Consider the following 16,921-nt stretch of genomic DNA (forward strand, 5'->3'; position numbering starts at 1 on the left):
CTTTCCCCGGGGGTGCGTTAAGAAGCTACATTGACTCGCCATGGCACAGCAAACTCCGAGTCCCCCGTCACAACGCTGGCAGTTCTGGATCGACCGCGGCGGTACGTTCACCGACGTGGTGGGCCGCCGTCCCGACGGCACGCTGGTGACGCACAAGCTGCTGTCGGAGAACCCCGAGCAGTATCGCGACGCCGCGGTGGCGGGCATCCGACACCTGCTGGGATTGAAGGCGGGCGAGCCGATCACGCCGGAGCGCGTCGACTGCGTGAAGATGGGGACGACGGTCGCCACCAACGCGCTGCTGGAGCGCAAGGGCGAACCCACGCTGCTGGTCACCACGCGCGGTTTCCGTGACGCCTTGCGGATCGCCTACCAGAACCGGCCGCGCCTGTTCGATCGCCACATCCAGCTGCCCGAGCTGCTGTACCGCGAAGTGATCGAAGCCGAAGAGCGCGTGGGCGCGCAGGGCGAGGTGCTGCTGGCGCTCGACGAGCAGCATCTGCGGCGCGAACTGCAGGCCGCGCACGGCCGCGGGCTGCGCAGCGTCGCCATCGTGTTCCTGCACGGCTATCGTTTCACCGCGCACGAGGCGCGGGCGCGGGACCTCGCGCGCGAGGCGGGGTTCACGCAGGTCAGCACCTCGCACGAGACCAGCCCGATGATGAAGCTGGTGAGCCGCGGCGACACCACGGTCGTCGATGCCTACCTGTCGCCGATCCTGCGGCGCTACGTCGAGCAGGTCGCGGCGGAGATGCCGGGCGTGAAGCTGTTCTTCATGCAGTCCTCCGGCGGGCTCGCCGACGCGCATGCCTTCCAGGGCAAGGACGCGATCCTCTCCGGGCCGGCGGGCGGCATCGTGGGCATGGCGCGCACCGCGCAGCTCGCGGGGCACCAGAAGGTGATCGGCTTCGACATGGGCGGCACGTCGACCGACGTGTCGCACTTCGCCGGCGAGTTCGAGCGCGAGTTCGAGACGCAGGTGGCGGGCGTGCGCATGCGCGCGCCGATGATGAGCATCCACACGGTGGCGGCGGGCGGCGGCTCGATCCTGGAGTTCGACGGCGCGCGTTTCCGCGTGGGTCCCGAGAGCGCCGGCGCGAATCCCGGGCCGGCGAGCTACCGGCGCGGCGGACCGCTGGCGGTGACCGACGCCAACGTGATGGTCGGCAAGATCCAGCCGAAGTACTTCCCCCGGGTGTTCGGGCCGCGGGCCGACGAGGCGCTGAGCGTCGAGGCGGTGACCGGCCAGTTCGGCGAGCTTGCGCGGCGCACGGGCCGCAGCGCGGAAGACGTGGCCGAGGGATTCATCGCGATCGCCGTGCAGCAGATGGCCAACGCGATCAAGAAGATTTCGGTGGCGCGCGGCTACGACGTCACCCGCTACACGCTGCAGTGCTTCGGCGGCGCGGGCGGGCAGCATGCCTGCCTGGTGGCGGATGCGCTGGGCATGTCGCGCGTCTTCATCCATCCGCTGGCGGGCGTGCTGTCCGCCTACGGCATGGGGCTGGCGGACCAAAACGTGATCAGGGAGCAGGCGGTCGAGGCACTGCTGTCGCCCGGGCAATTGCCCCAGGTGCAGCAGTTGCTCGACGCGCTCGCGGCGGCGGCGCGATCGGAGCTGCAGCGCCAGCAGGTGGGCGGCCATGCGGTGCAGGTGCACCGGCGCGTGCACGTGCGCTACCAGGGCAGCGACTCCGCGCTGGTGGTGCCGTTCGGCACGCAGCAGGAGATCGTCGCCGGCTTCGAGGCCGCGTATCGCCAGCGCTTCTCCTTCCTCATGCCCGGCAAGCCGATGATCGTGGAAGCGGTGTCGGTGGAAGCGATCGTGGCCGGGGATGCACCCGCCGAACCGCGTCATGCAGTGCAGGCTCCGCGCGAGTTGCCGCGGCGCGAGACGGTGCGCATGTATTCGGGCGGGCAGTGGCAGGAAGCGGCGCTGGCCGTGCGCGAGGACCTGCGGCCCGGCGACGTGATCCCCGGGCCGGCGATCATCGCGGAGAAGAACGCCACCACCGTGGTCGAGCCCGGCTGGGAAGCGCGCATCACGGACCTGGACCACATCGTGCTCGATCGCAAGGTGCCGCGCGCGGTGAGGTTCGCCGCGGGCACGCAGGTCGATCCGGTGCTGCTGGAGGTGTTCAACAACCTGTTCATGAACATCGCCGAGCAGATGGGCCTGCAGCTGCAGAACACCGCCTACTCGGTGAACATCAAGGAGCGGCTGGACTTCTCGTGCGCGCTGTTCGACGCCGAAGGCAACCTGATCGCCAACGCGCCGCACATGCCCGTGCACCTGGGCAGCATGGGCGAGAGCATCAAGACCGTGGTCCGCGAGAACCGCGCGACGATGGCGCCCGGCGACGTGTACGTGCTGAACGACCCGTACCACGGCGGAACGCACCTGCCGGACATCACGGTGATTACGCCGGTCTATCTGCAGCCCTCACCCCAACCCTCTCCCGCAAGCGGGAGAGGGGGCAATGCAGGACTCCCTCTCCCGCTTGCGGGAGAGGGCGGGGGTGAGGGCCTGCGTCCCTTGTTCTACGTCGGCTCCCGCGGACACCATGCCGACGTCGGCGGCATCACGCCGGGTTCGATGCCGCCCTTCTCGACGCATATCGAGGAAGAGGGCGTCGAGATCGACAACTTCAAGCTGGTCGACCGCGGCGTGCTGCGGGAGGCGGAAATGGTCGCCCTGCTGAAGGGCGCGAAGCATCCCTCGCGCAATCCCGAGCAGAACATGGGCGACCTCAAGGCGCAGATCGCCGCCAACGAGAAGGGCGTGCAGGAACTGCGCAAGATGGTCGAGCAGTTCGGGCTGGACGTCGTGCAGGCCTACATGCGGCACGTGCAGGACAACGCGGAGGAGTCGGTGCGGCGCGTGATCACCCGCCTGAAGGACGGGCGCTTCACCCTGCCGCTCGACAACGGCGCGCAGGTCCAGGTGGCGATTCGCGTCGACGCGGCGTCGCGCAGCGCCGAGATCGACTTCACCGGCACCTCGCCGCAGCAGCAGAACAACTTCAACGCGCCCAGGGCGGTGTGCATGGCGGCGGTGCTGTACGTGTTCCGCACGCTGGTGAACGACGAGATCCCGCTCAACGCCGGCTGCCTGAAGCCGCTGAAGGTGATCGTGCCGGAAGGCTGCATGCTGAACCCGGACCCGCCGGCATCGGTGGTGGCGGGCAACGTGGAGACGTCGACCTGCGTGACGAACGCGCTGTATGGCGCACTGGGCGTGATGGCGGCGGGCCAGTGCACGATGAACAACTTCACCTTCGGCAACGCCCGCTACCAGTACTACGAGACGATCTCGGGCGGCAGCGGTGCCGGCGGGCTGTACGACGAGCAGGGCAGGTTGTGCGGCGGCTTCGACGGCACCAGCGTCGTGCAGACGCACATGACCAATTCGCGCCTGACCGATCCGGAGGTGCTGGAGTTCCGCTTCCCGGTGCGGCTGGAAAGCTACGAGATCCGGGACGGCTCGGGCGGGGCCGGCCGCTGGAAGGGCGGCAATGGCGGCATCCGCCGCGTGCGTTTCCTGGAGGACATGACGGCCAGCATCCTGTCGAACGGGCGCAAGTTCCCGGCGTTCGGCATGGCGGGGGGACAGCCGGGACAGGTGGGTGTCAACCGCGTGGTGCGCAGCGACGGGCGGGTGGAGGAACTCGCGCACATCGGCTCGGCGGAGATGAAGCCGGGGGATGTGTTCGAGGTGCACACGCCGGGGGGCGGGGGGTTCGGCAGTTGATCGTCATGCCCGCGCACTGACCGTCATCCCCGCGGAGGCGGGGATCCAGGGCTTCCAAAAGGAAAAGCGCCGCGGGTGCGGCGCTTTCTTTCAACGCTCTGGGCCCCCGCCTGCGCGGGGGAGACGTCACTTCTTCGCGCTGGCCGCCGGCTTCGCGGCCGTCGCGGTCTTCGCTTCGGCCTTGGCTTCCTTGGCGTCCTTCTTCGCATCCTTGGCTTCGGCCTTGGCTTCCTTCGCCTCCTTCTTGGCGTCCTTGGCCTCGGCCTTGGCTTCCTTGGCGTCCTTCTTCGCTTCGGCCTTGGCTTCCTTCTTGTCGGCCTTGGCGTCCGCCTTCGCGTCCTTCTTCTCTTCCTTCTTGGCGGCGGTCGCCTTGAATTCGGTGCCATCGACCGTCAGGCCTTCGGCCGACAGCTTGGCGGCGCTGTTGTCGCCCAGGCCCTTCACGCGGGCGATCAGGTCTTCCCAGCTCTTGAACTTGCCCTTCTTGCGCTCGTCCAGGATGCGCTTGGACATCACGGGGCCGATGCCCTTGACGCCGTCCAGCTCGGCCGCCTTGGCGGTGTTCACGTCGACGGCGGCGAAAGCCGCCGCAGCGTACAGCATGGCCAGGATGGCCAGGATCTTCTTCAGCATGGGTTTTCCTCGACAGGGATGGAGCCGGCCCGGCGGGCCGCGCCTGTCCACAACGGGGCAACGCGGCCCAAAGTTGACGCGGGAGAACCCTAGCCCCCAGGGATGTCATCCCGGGCTCGACCCGGGATCCATGGATTACGGGTCGAGCCCGCAATGACAATCAGACCCGCGCCGAGAGCTCCTGCATGTACTTCGCCACGCCGGTCGCCACATCGGCGAACCGGTGGTCGCAGCCGGCTTCGCGCAGCGCGGTGAGGTCGGCCTGCGTGTAGCACTGGTACTTGCCGCGCAGCGCATCGGGGAAGGGCACGTATTCCAGCAGGCCCTGGTCCACCGCGGCCCTGGCGTCCGGCACGCCGCCGCCCTGGAGGGTGTTGATCACGGCGACCGCGACGTCGTTGAACGGCTGCGCGCGGCCGGTGCCCAGGTTGTACACGCCGGACTTCTCCGGATGGTCGAAGAACCACAGGTTCACCGCCACCACGTCGTCGACGAACACGAAGTCGCGCGACTGCTCGCCGGCGCCATAGCCGCCGTACTCGCCGAACAGCTTGACCTTGCCCTGTTCGCGGAACTGGTTGAACTGGTGGAAGGCGACGCTGGCCATGCGGCCCTTGTGCTGCTCGCGCGGGCCGTAGACGTTGAAGTAGCGGAAGCCCACGGTCTGGCGGAACTTGCCGGTCGTGCCCTTCTGGAAGTCCTTGCCCAGTTCGCGCCGCAGGCGCTGGTCGAACAGCAGCTTGCTGTAGCCGTAGACGTTCAGCGGGCGCTCGAATTCCGGCGCCTCGCGGAAGCTGTCGGAGCCGCCGTAGACCGCGGCGGAGGACGCGTACAGCAGCCGCGTGCCGCGCTGCTGGCAGGCTTCGAACAGGCCGCAGGACAAGCCGTAGTTGTTGTCCATCATGTACTTGCCGTCCTGCTCCATCGTGTCGCTGCAGGCGCCCTCGTGGAACACGGCGTCGACCTTGCCGAAGCCGCCGTCGGCGAAGATGCCGTAGAACTCGTCGGCGTCGACGTAGTCGTCGATCTTCAGGTCGGCCAGGTTGCGGAACTTGTCGCCCTGCGTCAGGTCGTCGACGCAGACGATGTTGTCGATGCCGCGGGCGTTGAGGCCCTTGACGATGTTGCTGCCGATGAAGCCGGCGGCTCCGGTGACGACGACGCGGGTCATTGGAACAGTTCCTCGTAAGAGACGGTGGCGGTGCCGAACTTGCCCACCACGATGCCGCCGGCGCGGTTGGCGATCGGCACGGCGTCGCGCACGGGCAGGCCCGCGGCCACCATGGTGGCCAGGGTCGCGATCACGGTGTCGCCGGCGCCGGTGACGTCGAACACCTCGCGCGCCTGCGCCTTCACGGTCAGCTCGCCCTGCGCGTCGAACAGCGTCATGCCTTCCTCGCTGCGCGTGACCAGCAGGGCGTCGAGGCCGAGTTCCTGCCGCAGCTTGTGCGCGCGCGACTTCAGGTCGTCCTCGCCGTGCCAGCGGCCCACGACGTCCTGCAGTTCCGCGCGGTTGGGCGTGATCACGCTGGCGCCGCGGTAGCGCGTGTAGTCGGAGCCCTTGGGGTCGATCAGCACGGGCTTCTTCGCCTTGCGCGCCGCCTCGATCATCGCGGGGATGTGGGCCAGGCCGCCCTTGCCGTAGTCGGAGAACAGGATCGCGTCCTGCTGCGGCAGCAGCGCGCCGAAGGCCTCGCTCTGCATGGCGAGCACTTCGTGGTCGGGTTCGTTCTCGAAGTCCATGCGCAGCAGCTGCTGCTGGCGGCCGATGACGCGCAGCTTGACGGTGGTGCGCAGGCCCGCATCGCGCTTCAGGTGCGCGCGGATGCCGGTTTCCCGCAGCAGCGATTCGAGCCGGTGGCCCGGCTCGTCGTCGCCGACCACGCCCAGGAAGCTGGCCTGCGCGCCGAGCGTGCTGACGTTGTAGGCCACGTTGGCGGCGGCGCCGATGCGCTCTTCCTCGCGCGAGACCTTCACGACCGGAACCGGCGCCTCGGGCGAGATGCGCTCCACCGCGCCGTGCCAGTAGCGGTCCAGCATCGCGTCGCCGACCACCAGCACGCGCGCCTTGGCGAGTTGTTGCTTGGATGGAGTACTCATGCGTTCTTCCTGTCTTTCTCCGTGCCGCCGCGGATCCGGCTTTGCCGGGCCGCTGGGGGCGCCCCCTCGAGGGGGAGGCGGCCGTAGGCCGCTTCGGGGGTGGTCATAGTTCCTCGACCCGGCGGGCGGGGTAGCTGTCCCAGGCCTGGCAGCCGGGACATTGCCAGAAATGCTGCTTGGATTCGAAGCCGCAGGCGGCGCGGCGGTAGCGGGTGAGCGGGCGGGCCGCATGGTCGAGCGCACGCTGCACGTCGGGATGGAACTGCTCGTGCTCCAGCTTCTCGCCGGCCATCCACCGGGCGGCGGCGACCAGCGAAGGCTCGCGCTGGAGGTGCTGCACGTACCAGCCGCGCGCCGCTTCCGGGTCGGTCTCCATCGCCGTGATCGCTTCCAGCAGGTCCAGCGAGGGCGCCTGGTCGTAGGCGCCGCGCAGCAGCTGCATGGCTTCGGCCTGCCGGCCAGCCGCCGTGGCGGCTTCGGCCAGCGGCCTGGCGAGCAGGCCGAGGCTCGTCCCGTTCGACGCGGCGAGCTCCATCAGCAGGCGGAAGGCCTCGCGCGCATCGCCGGCGCGCAGGCGCAGGCCGGCGAGCTCCATGCGGGGACGCGGCGAACGCGGCGCCACCTTCATGGCTTGTTCCAGCAGCTGTTCGGCTTCGGCGGGCGCGGCCTTGGCGGCCTGTTCGCAGAGATAGTGCGCCTGGCGGACGGCGAACTGGCCGGCGGCTGCGCCGGCATCGAGCTTGCGGGCGATCTCGCAGGCCTGCGCCCAGTCGCGCGAGCGTTCGTAGATCGCGAGCAGGGCCAGCAGCGCCTGCTCTTCGTAGGCGGTGCCTTCGAGCTTGCGCAGCGCCTCCTCGGCGCGATCGAGCAGGCCGGCCTTCAGGAAGTCGAGCGCCAGCGCATGCTGGGCGCGGTGCCGGTCGGCGCGGGAGAGGTCGGCGCGGGAGATCAGGTGTTCGTGCACCCGCACGGCGCGCTCGTATTCGCCGCGGCGGCGGAACAGGTTGCCGAGCGCGAAGTGCAGCTCGGAGGTGTCGGGGTCGTTCTGGACGGCCTCGATGAAGGCGTCGATCGCCTGGTCCTGCTGTTCGTTCAGCAGGAAGTTGAGGCCGCGGAAGTAGGCCTTCGGCGCGAGGCGGTTCTCGATGCGCAGCTGCCGCAGGTCGAGCCGCGAGGCGAACCAGCCCAGGGCGAAGGCGATCGGCAGGCCCCAGAGCAGCCAGGTGAGGTCAAAGTCCATGCGTGGGGGGCGTGCCCTGTCCGATGAGGGTGCTGTGCGCTTCGGCGTCGGCGCCGGGAACCGGGCGCGCCGCCTTGCGGTGCTTCCACCAGCGCGGCACCATGCCCAGCGCGCCGGCGACGAGGCCGGCCGCGAACGCGGCCAGCACCACCAGCACCAGCGGCGCCGTCCACCGCGTGCCGAAGAAGAAGTGCACGGTGGCGTCCTGCTGGTTGTTCAGCGCGAAGGCGAACAGGGTAAAAAAAATGGCTGCCTTGAGCAGCCATGCAAGATATTTCATCGGGCTCCTCGGTCGCGAGGAATTGTACGTATCAGGTGTTCCCCATTTCCGCCGTCCGTTCGTCCACCGCCTCGCGCAGGGCCTTGCCCGGCTTGAAGTGGGGAACCCGCTTTTCCGGGATGTGCACGCTCTCGCCCGAACGGGGATTGCGGCCCATGCGGGGCGGGCGCCGGTTGATCGAGAAGCTGCCGAAGCCCCGGATCTCGATGCGGTGCCCCCGCACGAGGGCGTCGCCCATCGCGTCCAGGATGGTCTTGACGGCGTACTCCGCGTCGCGGTGGGTGAGCTGGCTGAAGCGGGCAGCCAGTTCTTCGACGAGATCCGATCGGGTCATGTTGGGTTCGGCGTCGAGCGTTCAGCGTTCAGCGAGGAATTCCACGCCCAACACCCAACGCCCGACGCTCAACGACTTACTGCTTGTCCTGGTTGTCCAGCTTCGCACGCAGCAGCGCGCCCAGGCTGGTGGTACCGGCCTGCTCGCGGGAGGACTGCTGCGACAGCTGGGCCATCGCGCCCTGCTCGTCGATCATGTCCTTCTGCTTGATGGACAGCTGGATGTTGCGGGTCTTGCGGTCGACGTTCACGACCACGGCCGTCACTTCGTCGCCTTCCTTCAGCACGTTGCGCGCGTCTTCCACGCGGTCGCGGCTGATCTCGGAGGCACGCAGGTAGCCGATGATGTCGTTGCCCAGGTCGATCTCGGCGCCCTTCGGGTCGACGGTCTTGACCTTGCCGGTCACCGAGGAGCCCTTGTCGTGCACCGAGGTGAAGGTGGCGAACGGGTCGCCATCGAGCTGCTTGATGCCCAGGGAGATGCGCTCGCGGTCGACGTCCACGCCCAGCACGATCGCGTCGACTTCCTGGCCCTTCTTGTAGTTGCGGACGGCCTGCTCGCCGGTTTCGTTCCAGGACAGGTCGGACAGGTGCACCAGGCCGTCGATCCCGGCAGCCAGGCCCACGAACACGCCGAAGTCGGTGATCGACTTGATCGGGCCCTTGACGCGGTCGCCGCGCTTGGTGTTCTGCGCGAATTCCTGCCAGGGGTTGGCCTTGCACTGCTTCATGCCCAGGCTGATGCGGCGCTTGTCCTCGTCGATCTCGAGGACCATGACTTCGACTTCGTCGCCCAGGGACACGACCTTGGACGGGGCCACGTTCTTGTTGGTCCAGTCCATTTCGGAGACGTGCACCAGGCCTTCGATGCCGGGCTCGAGCTCGACGAACGCGCCGTAGTCGGCGATGTTCGTGACCTTGCCGAACATGCGGGTGGTCGGCGGGTAGCGGCGGGACACGCCCAGCCACGGATCGTCGCCCATCTGCTTCAGGCCCAGGGACACGCGGTTCTTCTCGGTGTCGAACTTGAGGATCTTGGCGGTGATTTCCTGGCCAGCGGTGACCACTTCACTCGGGTGGCGGACACGGCGCCAGGCCATGTCGGTGATGTGCAGCAGGCCGTCGATGCCGCCGAGGTCCACGAACGCACCGTACTCGGTGATGTTCTTGACCACGCCGCGGACGATGGAGCCTTCCTTCAGGGTTTCCATCAGCTTGGCGCGCTCTTCGCCCATCGAGGCTTCGACGACGGCGCGGCGGCTCAGCACCACGTTGTTGCGCTTGCGGTCCAGCTTGATGACCTTGAATTCCAGGGTCTTGTTCTCGTAGGGCGACAGGTCCTTGATGGGACGGGTGTCGATCAGCGAGCCGGGCAGGAAGGCGCGGATGCCGTTGACCAGGACGGTCAGGCCGCCCTTGACCTTGCCGGTCGTCGTGCCGGTGACGAATTCGCCGGACTCGAGCGCCTTCTCCAGGGACATCCAGGAGGCGAGGCGCTTGGCCTTGTCGCGCGACAGGATGGTGTCGCCGTAGCCGTTTTCGATGGCGTCGATGGCAACGGACACGAAGTCGCCCGCTTGCACCTCGAGTTCGCCCTGGTCGTTCTTGAATTCGCCGATCGGAATGTAGGCTTCCGACTTCAGGCCGGCGTTGACCACGACGTGGCTGTGCTCCACGCGGACGACTTCGGCGGTGATGACCTCGCCGGCGCGCATTTCGGCGCGTTGCAGCGATTCCTCGAACAGGGCGGCAAAAGATTCAGACATTGAGTTTGCGGATAACCGCGGGTTGAGTTGATGAACCCCGCCACCGGTGCGCTGCTGCGCGGAGGGAGTGTCGGGGGCCTTCAGTCGGCGGAGAAGGATTGCTTCTCCTCCCACCACCGGAGCACCTGGGCGACCGACTCTTCGACGGTCTGGCCCGAGTTATCCAGCAGCAGGGCATCTTCGGCGGGCTTGAGCGGCGCGACGGCGCGACCGGAGTCGCGGGCATCGCGGGCCTCGAGGTCCGCGCGAAGATCGGCGAGTTTAGCCGAAATGCCTTTTGAAATCAATTGCTTATGGCGGCGGTCCGCCCTCTGGGCGGCGCTGGCCGTGAGGTAGACCTTCAGCGGCGCGTCGGGGAAGATCACCGTGCCCATGTCGCGGCCGTCGGCGACCAGCCCCGGCAGCTTGCGGAAACCCTGCTGCAGGGCCACCAGGGCCGTGCGCACCGCGGGCAGGGCGGACACCCTGGAGGCGTTCATGCCGGCTTCCTCGGTGCGGATCGCATCGGTGACGTCCTGGCCGTCCAGCAGGACGCGGCCGTCGGTGAACACGATGGGCAGGGTCTCGGCCATCTTCGCGATCGTGTGTTCGTGCGCGGTGTCCAGCGCCAGCCCGGCGCGGGTGGCAGCCAGGCCGGCGATGCGGTACAGGGCACCGGAATCCAGGTAGTGGTAGCCCAGGCGGCGGGCCACTTCCGACGCCAGCGTGCCCTTGCCGGAGGCGGTGGGGCCGTCGACGGCGATCACCGGCACGTGCGGCAGCGCGGTGTGCGACGCGGAGAACAACGCCTCGAAGAAGTCCGGGAAGGTCTTGCCCACGCACTTGGGGTCCTCGATGCGCACCCGCACGCCGGCCGGATTGAAGGCGGCGAGCGCGAAGCACATCGCCATCCGGTGGTCGTCGTAGGTGTGGATCGTCGCGGCGCGCCAGGTCGTGGGGGCGCTCACGCGCAGGAAGTCCGCGCCTTCCTCCACCTCGGCGCCGAGCTTGCGCAGCTCGATGGCCATGGCGGCCAGGCGGTCCGTTTCCTTGACGCGCCAGCTGGCGATGTTGCGGAGCGTGGACTGGCCGCGCGCGAACAGCGCCATCACGGCGAGCGTCATCGCCGCGTCCGGGATGTGGTTGCAGTCCAGGTCGATCGCGTTCAGCGGCCAGGCGCCGCGCCTGACTTCCAGCCAGTTGGGGCCGCTGGTGACGTCGGCGCCCATGAGCCGGGCGGCGTCGACGAAGCGGATGTCGCCCTGGATGGAGCTGGCGCCGACGCCTTCGATGCGCACCGGGCCGTCGACGCCGGCGATCGCGCCGAGCGCGACGAAGTAGCTGGCCGAGGACGCATCGGCCTCGACGTGGATCTCGCCCGGCGAGCGGTACCGGCTGCCGGCCGGGATGGTGAACCGCTGCCAGCCTTCGCGCTTCACGGCGATGCCGAAGCGCTGCAGCATGTTGAGCGTGATGTCGATGTAGGGCTTGGAGATCAGATCGCCGACCACTTCGATCACGATGTCGCGCGTGGCCACCAGCGGCAGGGCCATCAGGAGGGCCGTGAGGAACTGGCTGGAGACGTCGCCGCGCACCGGGATCGGCGCGTCCAGCGTCAGCGCCGGCGCGGGATGGATCTTCAGCGGCGGATAGCCTTCGGTGCCGAGGTAGTCGATGCGGGCGCCGAGCTGGCGCAGGGCGTCGACCAGGTCGCCGATCGGCCGCTCGTGCATGCGGGCGACGCCGGAGAGCTCGAACTCGCCGCCGATCAGCGCCAGGGCCGCGGTGAGGGGGCGCATGGCGGTGCCGGCGTTGCCGAGGAAAAGCCGCGCATGACCAGCGGCCTGCTTGCCGCCGATGCCGGTGATCTCGAGCGCGGAACCCTGGTGGACGACGGAGCAACCCAGCGCCCGCAAGGCATCGAGCATCACCCGCGTGTCGTCGGAATCGAGGAGGTCGTGGACGACGGTCGTGCCGGCCGACAGCGCGGCCAGCAGCAGGACGCGGTTCGAGATGCTCTTGGAACCGGGCAGCACGACGGTGCCCCCAGCTTCCTCGAGCGGGGCGAGGTCCAGGAAGGCGGTGGTGAACACGCGGGACCCGCTACTTCTTCTGGCCCATGCGCCAGTGGGTGCGGACCAGGCTGGCCTGGGCGATCATCTCCTCGAGCTTCTCGCCGTTGCCCTGTTCCGCCTCCTGCAGCATGTTGAGCAGGCTGCGCTGGAACATCTTGGCCTGTTCCACCAGTTCGAGGCGGTTGGCCAGCATCACGTCGCGCCACATCTTGGGGTCGCTCGCGGCGATGCGCGTGAAATCGCGGAAGCCCGGCCCCGCCAGCGACAGGAAGTCCTTGCCTTGCGGCTGCGAGCTGATCGCATGCACCAGCGCGAAGGCGAGCAGGTGCGGCAGGTGGCTGACGGCGGCGAAGGCGGCGTCGTGCGCCTCCGGGGCCATCTGCTGCACGTGGCAGCCGAGGCCCTCCCACAGTTCCTGCGCGCGCTTCAGGTGGCCGGGCTGCGTCTTGTCGATCGGCGTGAGGACGACCTGCTTGCCGCGGTACAGCTCGGGGTCGGTATGCTCCACGCCCGACACTTCCTTGCCGGTGATCGGGTGCGCCGGTACGAAGGAGCCGATGTGGTCGCGCAGCACCTTGCGGGCGGCGTCGACGACGTCGCGCTTGGTGGAGCCGACGTCCATGATCAGCATGTTGTTGGTGATCAGGTGGCGGATCGCCTTGAAGGTGGCTTCGGTGGCCGACACCGGCACGGCGAGCAGCACGAGGTCGGCGCCGGACACGGCCAGCAGCGCCGAAGGCGCCTCGACGTCGATGATGCCCATCTGGCGCGCGCGCTCGGTGGTGGAGGGCGACTTGCTGTAGCCCACCACCCGCTTCACGAGGCCGGCGCGCTTCATGGCGAGGGCGAACGAGCCGCCCATCAGGCCGCACCCGATCAATCCCAGTTGCTCAAACATCGCCGCCATCTTCTTCTTTATTCGCCCAACGGATAGGTGCCCAATACCTTGTAGAAGGCACAGAGGGACTGCAGGTCCTTCAGCGCCGCCGCGACGTGCGGCTGCGAGGGATGGCCCTGCAGGTCGATGTAGAAATAGTATTCCCACTGGCCCGAGCGCGCGGGGCGCGACTCGAAGCGCGTCATCGAGACGCCGTGCTGCTTCAGCGGCACGAGGATGTCGTGCACCGCGCCGGGGCGGTTCGGCACGGAGACGATCAGGCTGACGCAGTCCTTGCCCGAGGCTTCGGGCGCGGCCAGGGTCTGGGGCAGGCACACCACCGCGAAGCGGGTGCGGTTGAAGGCGTCGTCCTGGATCGCGTGCGCGGCGATGTGCAGGCCGAACTCGGTGGCGGCGCGGTCGCTCGCGATGCCGGCCCAGGCCGGATTGGTGGTGGCGAGCCGCGCGCCTTCCGCGTTGCTGGACACCGCGCGGCGCTCGGCGTCGGGCAGGTAGTTGTTGAGCCAGCCCTGGCACTGCGCCAGGGCCTGCGGGTGGGCCAGCACGACTTCGATGCCTTGCAGCGAGTTCGACTGGCGCAGCAGGTTGTGGCGCACCAGCAGGCTGGTTTCGCCGACGATGTGCAGCGGCGAGCCGAGGAACAGGTCGAGCGATCGCGCGACGACGCCTTCCGTCGAATTCTCGACGGGAACGACGCCGTATTCCGCGGTGCCGGCGGCGGTAGCGCGAAAGACCTCGTCGATGCTGCCGCAGGGCACGCGTTCGATGCTGCTGCCGAAGAACTGCACGGCGGCCTGCTCGCTGAAGGTGCCGGCCGGGCCGAGGTAGGCCACGCGCTGCGGCGCCTCCAGGGCGCGGCAGGCGGACATCACCTCGCGCCAGATGTTGGCGATGCTGTCGGCCTTGAGCGGCCCGGGGTTGGCGGCCTGCAGGCCGTTGATGACCTGCGCCTCGCGTTCCGGGCGGAATACGGGCGAGCCTTCGGCGCGCTTGAGTTCGCCGACCTCGTTGGCCAGCGCGGCGCGCCGGTTCAGCAGCGCCAGCAGTTCGCGATCGACCTGGTCGATCCCGGTGCGGAGTTCGGAAAGGGTCTTGGGCATCAGGAGGCGGGAGTCTCGCTGCCGTTGGTGTCCTCACCCTCGCCAGCGCCGGCGTCATTCTCCACGATGCGCTGCAATCCGCTCAACTTGGACCCGTCGTCCAGCGCGATCAGGGTCACGCCCTGGGTGGCGCGCCCGAGCTCGCGGATCTCCGAGACGCGCGTGCGCACCAGCACGCCGCGGTCGGTGATCAGCATGATCTCGTCGTCGGCGTGCACCAGCGTGGCGGCCACGACCTTGCCGTTGCGCTCGCTCTGCTGGATGGCGATCATGCCCTTGGTGCCGCGGCCGTGGCGGGTGTACTCGCCGATGGGCGTGCGCTTGCCGTAGCCGTTCTCGGTGGCGGTGAGCACGCTCTGCGTCTCGTCCTCGGCCACCAGCATGGCGATCACGCTCTGGCCGGCTTCCAGCGACATCCCGCGCACGCCGCGCGAGACGCGGCCCAGCGGACGCACGTCTTCCTCGTGGAAGCGCACGGCCTTGCCGCCGTCGGAGAACAGCATGACGTCGTGCTTGCCGTCGGTGAGCGCCGCGCCGATCAGGAAATCGTTGTCGTCCAGGTTGGCGGCGATGATGCCGCCCTTGCGCGGGTTGTTGAACTCGTCGAGGGCCGTCTTCTTGACGGTGCCCATCGACGTCGCCATGAAGACGTAGTGGTCCGCGGGGAAGCTGCGGAACTCGCCGGTGAGCGGCAGCACCACGTTGATCTTCTCGCCTTCCTGCAGCGGGAACATGTTGACGATGGGCCGGCCACGCGAACCGCGCGAGCCCGCCGGCACTTCCCAGACCTTGAGCCAGTACAGGCGGCCGCGGTTGGAGAAGGCCAGCAGGTAGTCGTGCGTGTTGGCGATGAAGAGCTGGTCGATCCAGTCGTCTTCCTTCGTCTGCGTGGCCTGCTTGCCGCGGCCGCCGCGCTTCTGCGCGCGGTATTCCGACAGCGGCTGGCTCTTGATGTAGCCGGAATGCGAGAGCGTCACCACCATGTCGGTGGGCGTGATCAGGTCCTCGGTCGCCAGGTCCTGCGCGTTGTGCTCGATCGTGCTGCGGCGCGCGCCCAGCTTGGTCGTGGCGAACTCCAGCTTCACCGCGGTGAGTTCTTCCGTGATGATCGTGGAGACGCGCTCCGGCCGGGCCAGGATGTCCAGCAGGTCCTCGATCTCCGACATCACCTCGCGGTACTCGGAGACGATCTTGTCCTGCTCCAGGCCGGTAAGGCGCTGCAGGCGCATCTGCAGGATCTCGGAAGCCTGCGTATCGGAGAGGTGGTACAGGCCGTCGCCGCCCAGGCCGTAGTGCTTCTCCAGCCCTTCGGGCCGGTAGTCGTCGGCGTTGACCACGCTGCCGTCGGAACGGGCGCGCGTGAGCATTTCGCGCACCATCGAGGAATCCCAGGCGCGCGCCATCAGCTCGGACTTCGCCACCGGCGGGGTGGGCGACTCGCGGATGATGCGGATGAACTCGTCGATGTTGGCCAGGGCGACGGCCAGGCCTTCCAGCACGTGGCCGCGCTCGCGGGCCTTGCGCAGGTTGAACACCGTCCTGCGCGTGACCACCTCGCGGCGGTGCTGCAGGAAGACCTCCACCAGGTCCTTCAGGTTGCACAGGCGGGGCTGGCCGTCGATCAGCGCCACCATGTTCATGCCGAAGGTGTCCTGCAGCTGGGTCTGCTTGTACAGGTTGTTCAGGACGACTTCCGGCACCTCGCCGCGCTTGAGCTCGATCACGAGCCGCATGCCGGACTTGTCGCTCTCGTCCTGGATGTGGCTGATGCCCTCGAGCTTCTTCTCGTGCACCAGTTCGGCCATCCGTTCCTGCAGCGTCTTCTTGTTGACCTGGTAGGGGATCTCGTCGACGATGATCGCGGTGCGCTGGCCGCGGTCGATCTCCTCGAAGTGGCACTTGGCGCGCATCACGACGCGGCCGCGGCCGGTGCGGTAGCCCTCCTTGACGCCGGAGATGCCGTAGATGATGCCGCCCGTGGGGAAGTCGGGGGCCGGCACGATCTCCATCAGCTCGTCGATGCTCGCCTCGGGGTTGCGCAGCAGGTGCAGGCAGGCGTCGACGATCTCGTTGAGGTTGTGCGGCGGGATGTTGGTGGCCATGCCCACCGCGATGCCGCCCGAGCCGTTGACCAGCAGGTTGGGCAGCTTGGACGGCAGGACCAGCGGTTCCTTCTCCGAACCGTCGTAATTGGGCCCGAAATCGACCGTTTCCTTGTCGATGTCGGCCAGCATCTCGTGCGCGATCTTGGCCAGGCGGATTTCCGTGTACCGCATGGCGGCGGCGTTGTCGCCGTCGACCGAGCCGAAGTTGCCCTGGCCGTCCACCAGCATGTGGCGCATCGAGAAGTCCTGCGCCAGGCGGACGATCGTGTCGTAGACCGACTGGTCGCCGTGCGGGTGGTACTTGCCGATGACGTCGCCGACGATACGCGCCGACTTCTTGTACGGCCGGTTCCAGTCGTTGTTCAGCTCGTGCATCGCGAACAGCACGCGGCGGTGGACGGGCTTCAGGCCGTCCCTCGCGTCCGGCAGCGCGCGCCCGACGATCACGCTCATCGCGTAATCGAGGTAGCTGCGCCGCATCTCCTCCTCGAGGCTGACAGGCAGGGTTTCTTTGGCGAAGGAGGTCATTGGATACGGCGGGGCGGCACGAAACCCGAGATTTTAAGGTTTTGCCGTCATGTCGCGTCAGGGCAACGGAAGGTGGCTTTGCGGTTTCGTCCTACGAACCCCCGCTGGCAGAGCCGTTGATTGTGTAACTCGC

General features: G+C 68.2%; 12 protein-coding genes. 1 reads left to right on the forward strand and 11 read right to left on the reverse strand.

The window, feature by feature from the left end; all coding sequences use genetic code 11:
* The first annotated feature begins 40 nt into the window (after positions 1-40).
* Positions 41-3,751 carry a hydantoinase B/oxoprolinase family protein gene (locus tag VF522_RS00985; protein ID WP_330906334.1) on the forward strand — a complete coding sequence of 1,237 codons (3,711 nt, stop codon included), beginning with the start codon at positions 41-43 and terminating at the stop codon, positions 3,749-3,751.
* A 126-nt stretch (positions 3,752-3,877) separates the two neighbouring features.
* On the opposite strand, the gene VF522_RS00990 is transcribed toward VF522_RS00985, so the two are convergent.
* The 11 genes from VF522_RS00990 to gyrA form a co-directional block, all read right to left on the reverse strand.
* Positions 3,878-4,384 carry a helix-hairpin-helix domain-containing protein gene (locus tag VF522_RS00990; protein WP_330906335.1) on the reverse strand — a complete coding sequence of 169 codons (507 nt, stop codon included), beginning with the start codon at positions 4,382-4,384 and terminating at the stop codon, positions 3,878-3,880.
* A 160-nt stretch (positions 4,385-4,544) separates the two neighbouring features.
* Positions 4,545-5,555, reverse strand: coding sequence for an ADP-glyceromanno-heptose 6-epimerase (gene rfaD, locus VF522_RS00995; protein ID WP_330906336.1), 1,011 nt, complete (start codon positions 5,553-5,555; stop codon positions 4,545-4,547).
* Positions 5,552-6,484, reverse strand: coding sequence for a D-glycero-beta-D-manno-heptose-7-phosphate kinase (gene rfaE1 / locus VF522_RS01000; protein WP_330906337.1), 933 nt, complete (start codon positions 6,482-6,484; stop codon positions 5,552-5,554). Before rfaE1 ends, rfaD begins: the two co-directional genes overlap by 4 nt.
* 103 nt (positions 6,485-6,587) lie before the next feature.
* Positions 6,588-7,724 (reverse strand): lipopolysaccharide assembly protein LapB, encoded by a 1,137-nt coding sequence (gene lapB / locus VF522_RS01005; RefSeq protein WP_330906338.1) that lies wholly within the window; start codon positions 7,722-7,724, stop codon positions 6,588-6,590.
* Positions 7,714-8,004, reverse strand: a complete 291-nt coding sequence (locus VF522_RS01010) for a LapA family protein (RefSeq protein WP_330906339.1) — start codon at positions 8,002-8,004, stop codon at positions 7,714-7,716. The genes lapB and VF522_RS01010 overlap by 11 nt, the downstream gene beginning before the upstream one ends.
* A gap of 31 nt (positions 8,005-8,035) precedes the next feature.
* Positions 8,036-8,338 carry an integration host factor subunit beta gene (locus VF522_RS01015; RefSeq protein WP_330906340.1) on the reverse strand — a complete coding sequence of 101 codons (303 nt, stop codon included), beginning with the start codon at positions 8,336-8,338 and terminating at the stop codon, positions 8,036-8,038.
* Positions 8,339-8,414: 76 nt separating this feature from the next.
* On the reverse strand, positions 8,415-10,103 hold the full coding sequence (gene rpsA, locus VF522_RS01020) for a 30S ribosomal protein S1 (RefSeq protein ID WP_330906341.1): 1,689 nt from the start codon (positions 10,101-10,103) through the stop codon (positions 8,415-8,417).
* An 80-nt stretch (positions 10,104-10,183) separates the two neighbouring features.
* The gene (locus tag VF522_RS01025) at positions 10,184-12,175 is read right to left on the reverse strand and encodes a bifunctional 3-phosphoshikimate 1-carboxyvinyltransferase/cytidylate kinase (RefSeq protein ID WP_330906342.1); all 1,992 of its coding nucleotides are present in this window, start codon (positions 12,173-12,175) and stop codon (positions 10,184-10,186) included.
* 10 nt (positions 12,176-12,185) lie between these two features.
* Entirely contained in the window at positions 12,186-13,055 is an 870-nt protein-coding gene (locus tag VF522_RS01030) for a prephenate dehydrogenase (protein WP_330906343.1), read from the reverse strand.
* 17 nt (positions 13,056-13,072) lie between these two features.
* Positions 13,073-14,155, reverse strand: a complete 1,083-nt coding sequence (gene pheA, locus VF522_RS01035; RefSeq protein ID WP_330906344.1) for a prephenate dehydratase — start codon at positions 14,153-14,155, stop codon at positions 13,073-13,075.
* Positions 14,155-16,788: a DNA gyrase subunit A gene (gene gyrA, locus VF522_RS01040; RefSeq protein WP_330906345.1), complete on the reverse strand. Its 2,634-nt coding sequence runs from the start codon at positions 16,786-16,788 to the stop codon at positions 14,155-14,157. Before gyrA ends, pheA begins: the two co-directional genes overlap by 1 nt.
* Between the last annotated feature and the right edge of the window lie 133 nt (positions 16,789-16,921).

The organism is Ramlibacter sp. (assembly GCF_036383835.1).
In the GTDB taxonomy this organism is placed as follows: Bacteria; Pseudomonadota; Gammaproteobacteria; order Burkholderiales; family Burkholderiaceae_C; genus Ramlibacter.

What these genes read in the sequence shown, in the direction of transcription:
- VF522_RS00985 (WP_330906334.1), top strand. Translation starts at nt 41, where the DNA reads ATGGCACAGCAAACTCCGAGTCCCCCGTCACAACGCTGGCAGTTCTGG.
- VF522_RS00990 (WP_330906335.1), bottom strand. Translation starts at nt 4,384, where the DNA reads ATGCTGAAGAAGATCCTGGCCATCCTGGCCATGCTGTACGCTGCGGCG.
- rfaD (WP_330906336.1), bottom strand. Translation starts at nt 5,555, where the DNA reads ATGACCCGCGTCGTCGTCACCGGAGCCGCCGGCTTCATCGGCAGCAAC.
- rfaE1 (WP_330906337.1), bottom strand. Translation starts at nt 6,484, where the DNA reads ATGAGTACTCCATCCAAGCAACAACTCGCCAAGGCGCGCGTGCTGGTG.
- lapB (WP_330906338.1), bottom strand. Translation starts at nt 7,724, where the DNA reads ATGGACTTTGACCTCACCTGGCTGCTCTGGGGCCTGCCGATCGCCTTC.
- VF522_RS01010 (WP_330906339.1), bottom strand. Translation starts at nt 8,004, where the DNA reads ATGAAATATCTTGCATGGCTGCTCAAGGCAGCCATTTTTTTTACCCTG.
- VF522_RS01015 (WP_330906340.1), bottom strand. Translation starts at nt 8,338, where the DNA reads ATGACCCGATCGGATCTCGTCGAAGAACTGGCTGCCCGCTTCAGCCAG.
- rpsA (WP_330906341.1), bottom strand. Translation starts at nt 10,103, where the DNA reads ATGTCTGAATCTTTTGCCGCCCTGTTCGAGGAATCGCTGCAACGCGCC.
- VF522_RS01030 (WP_330906343.1), bottom strand. Translation starts at nt 13,055, where the DNA reads ATGTTTGAGCAACTGGGATTGATCGGGTGCGGCCTGATGGGCGGCTCG.
- pheA (WP_330906344.1), bottom strand. Translation starts at nt 14,155, where the DNA reads ATGCCCAAGACCCTTTCCGAACTCCGCACCGGGATCGACCAGGTCGAT.
- gyrA (WP_330906345.1), bottom strand. Translation starts at nt 16,788, where the DNA reads ATGACCTCCTTCGCCAAAGAAACCCTGCCTGTCAGCCTCGAGGAGGAG.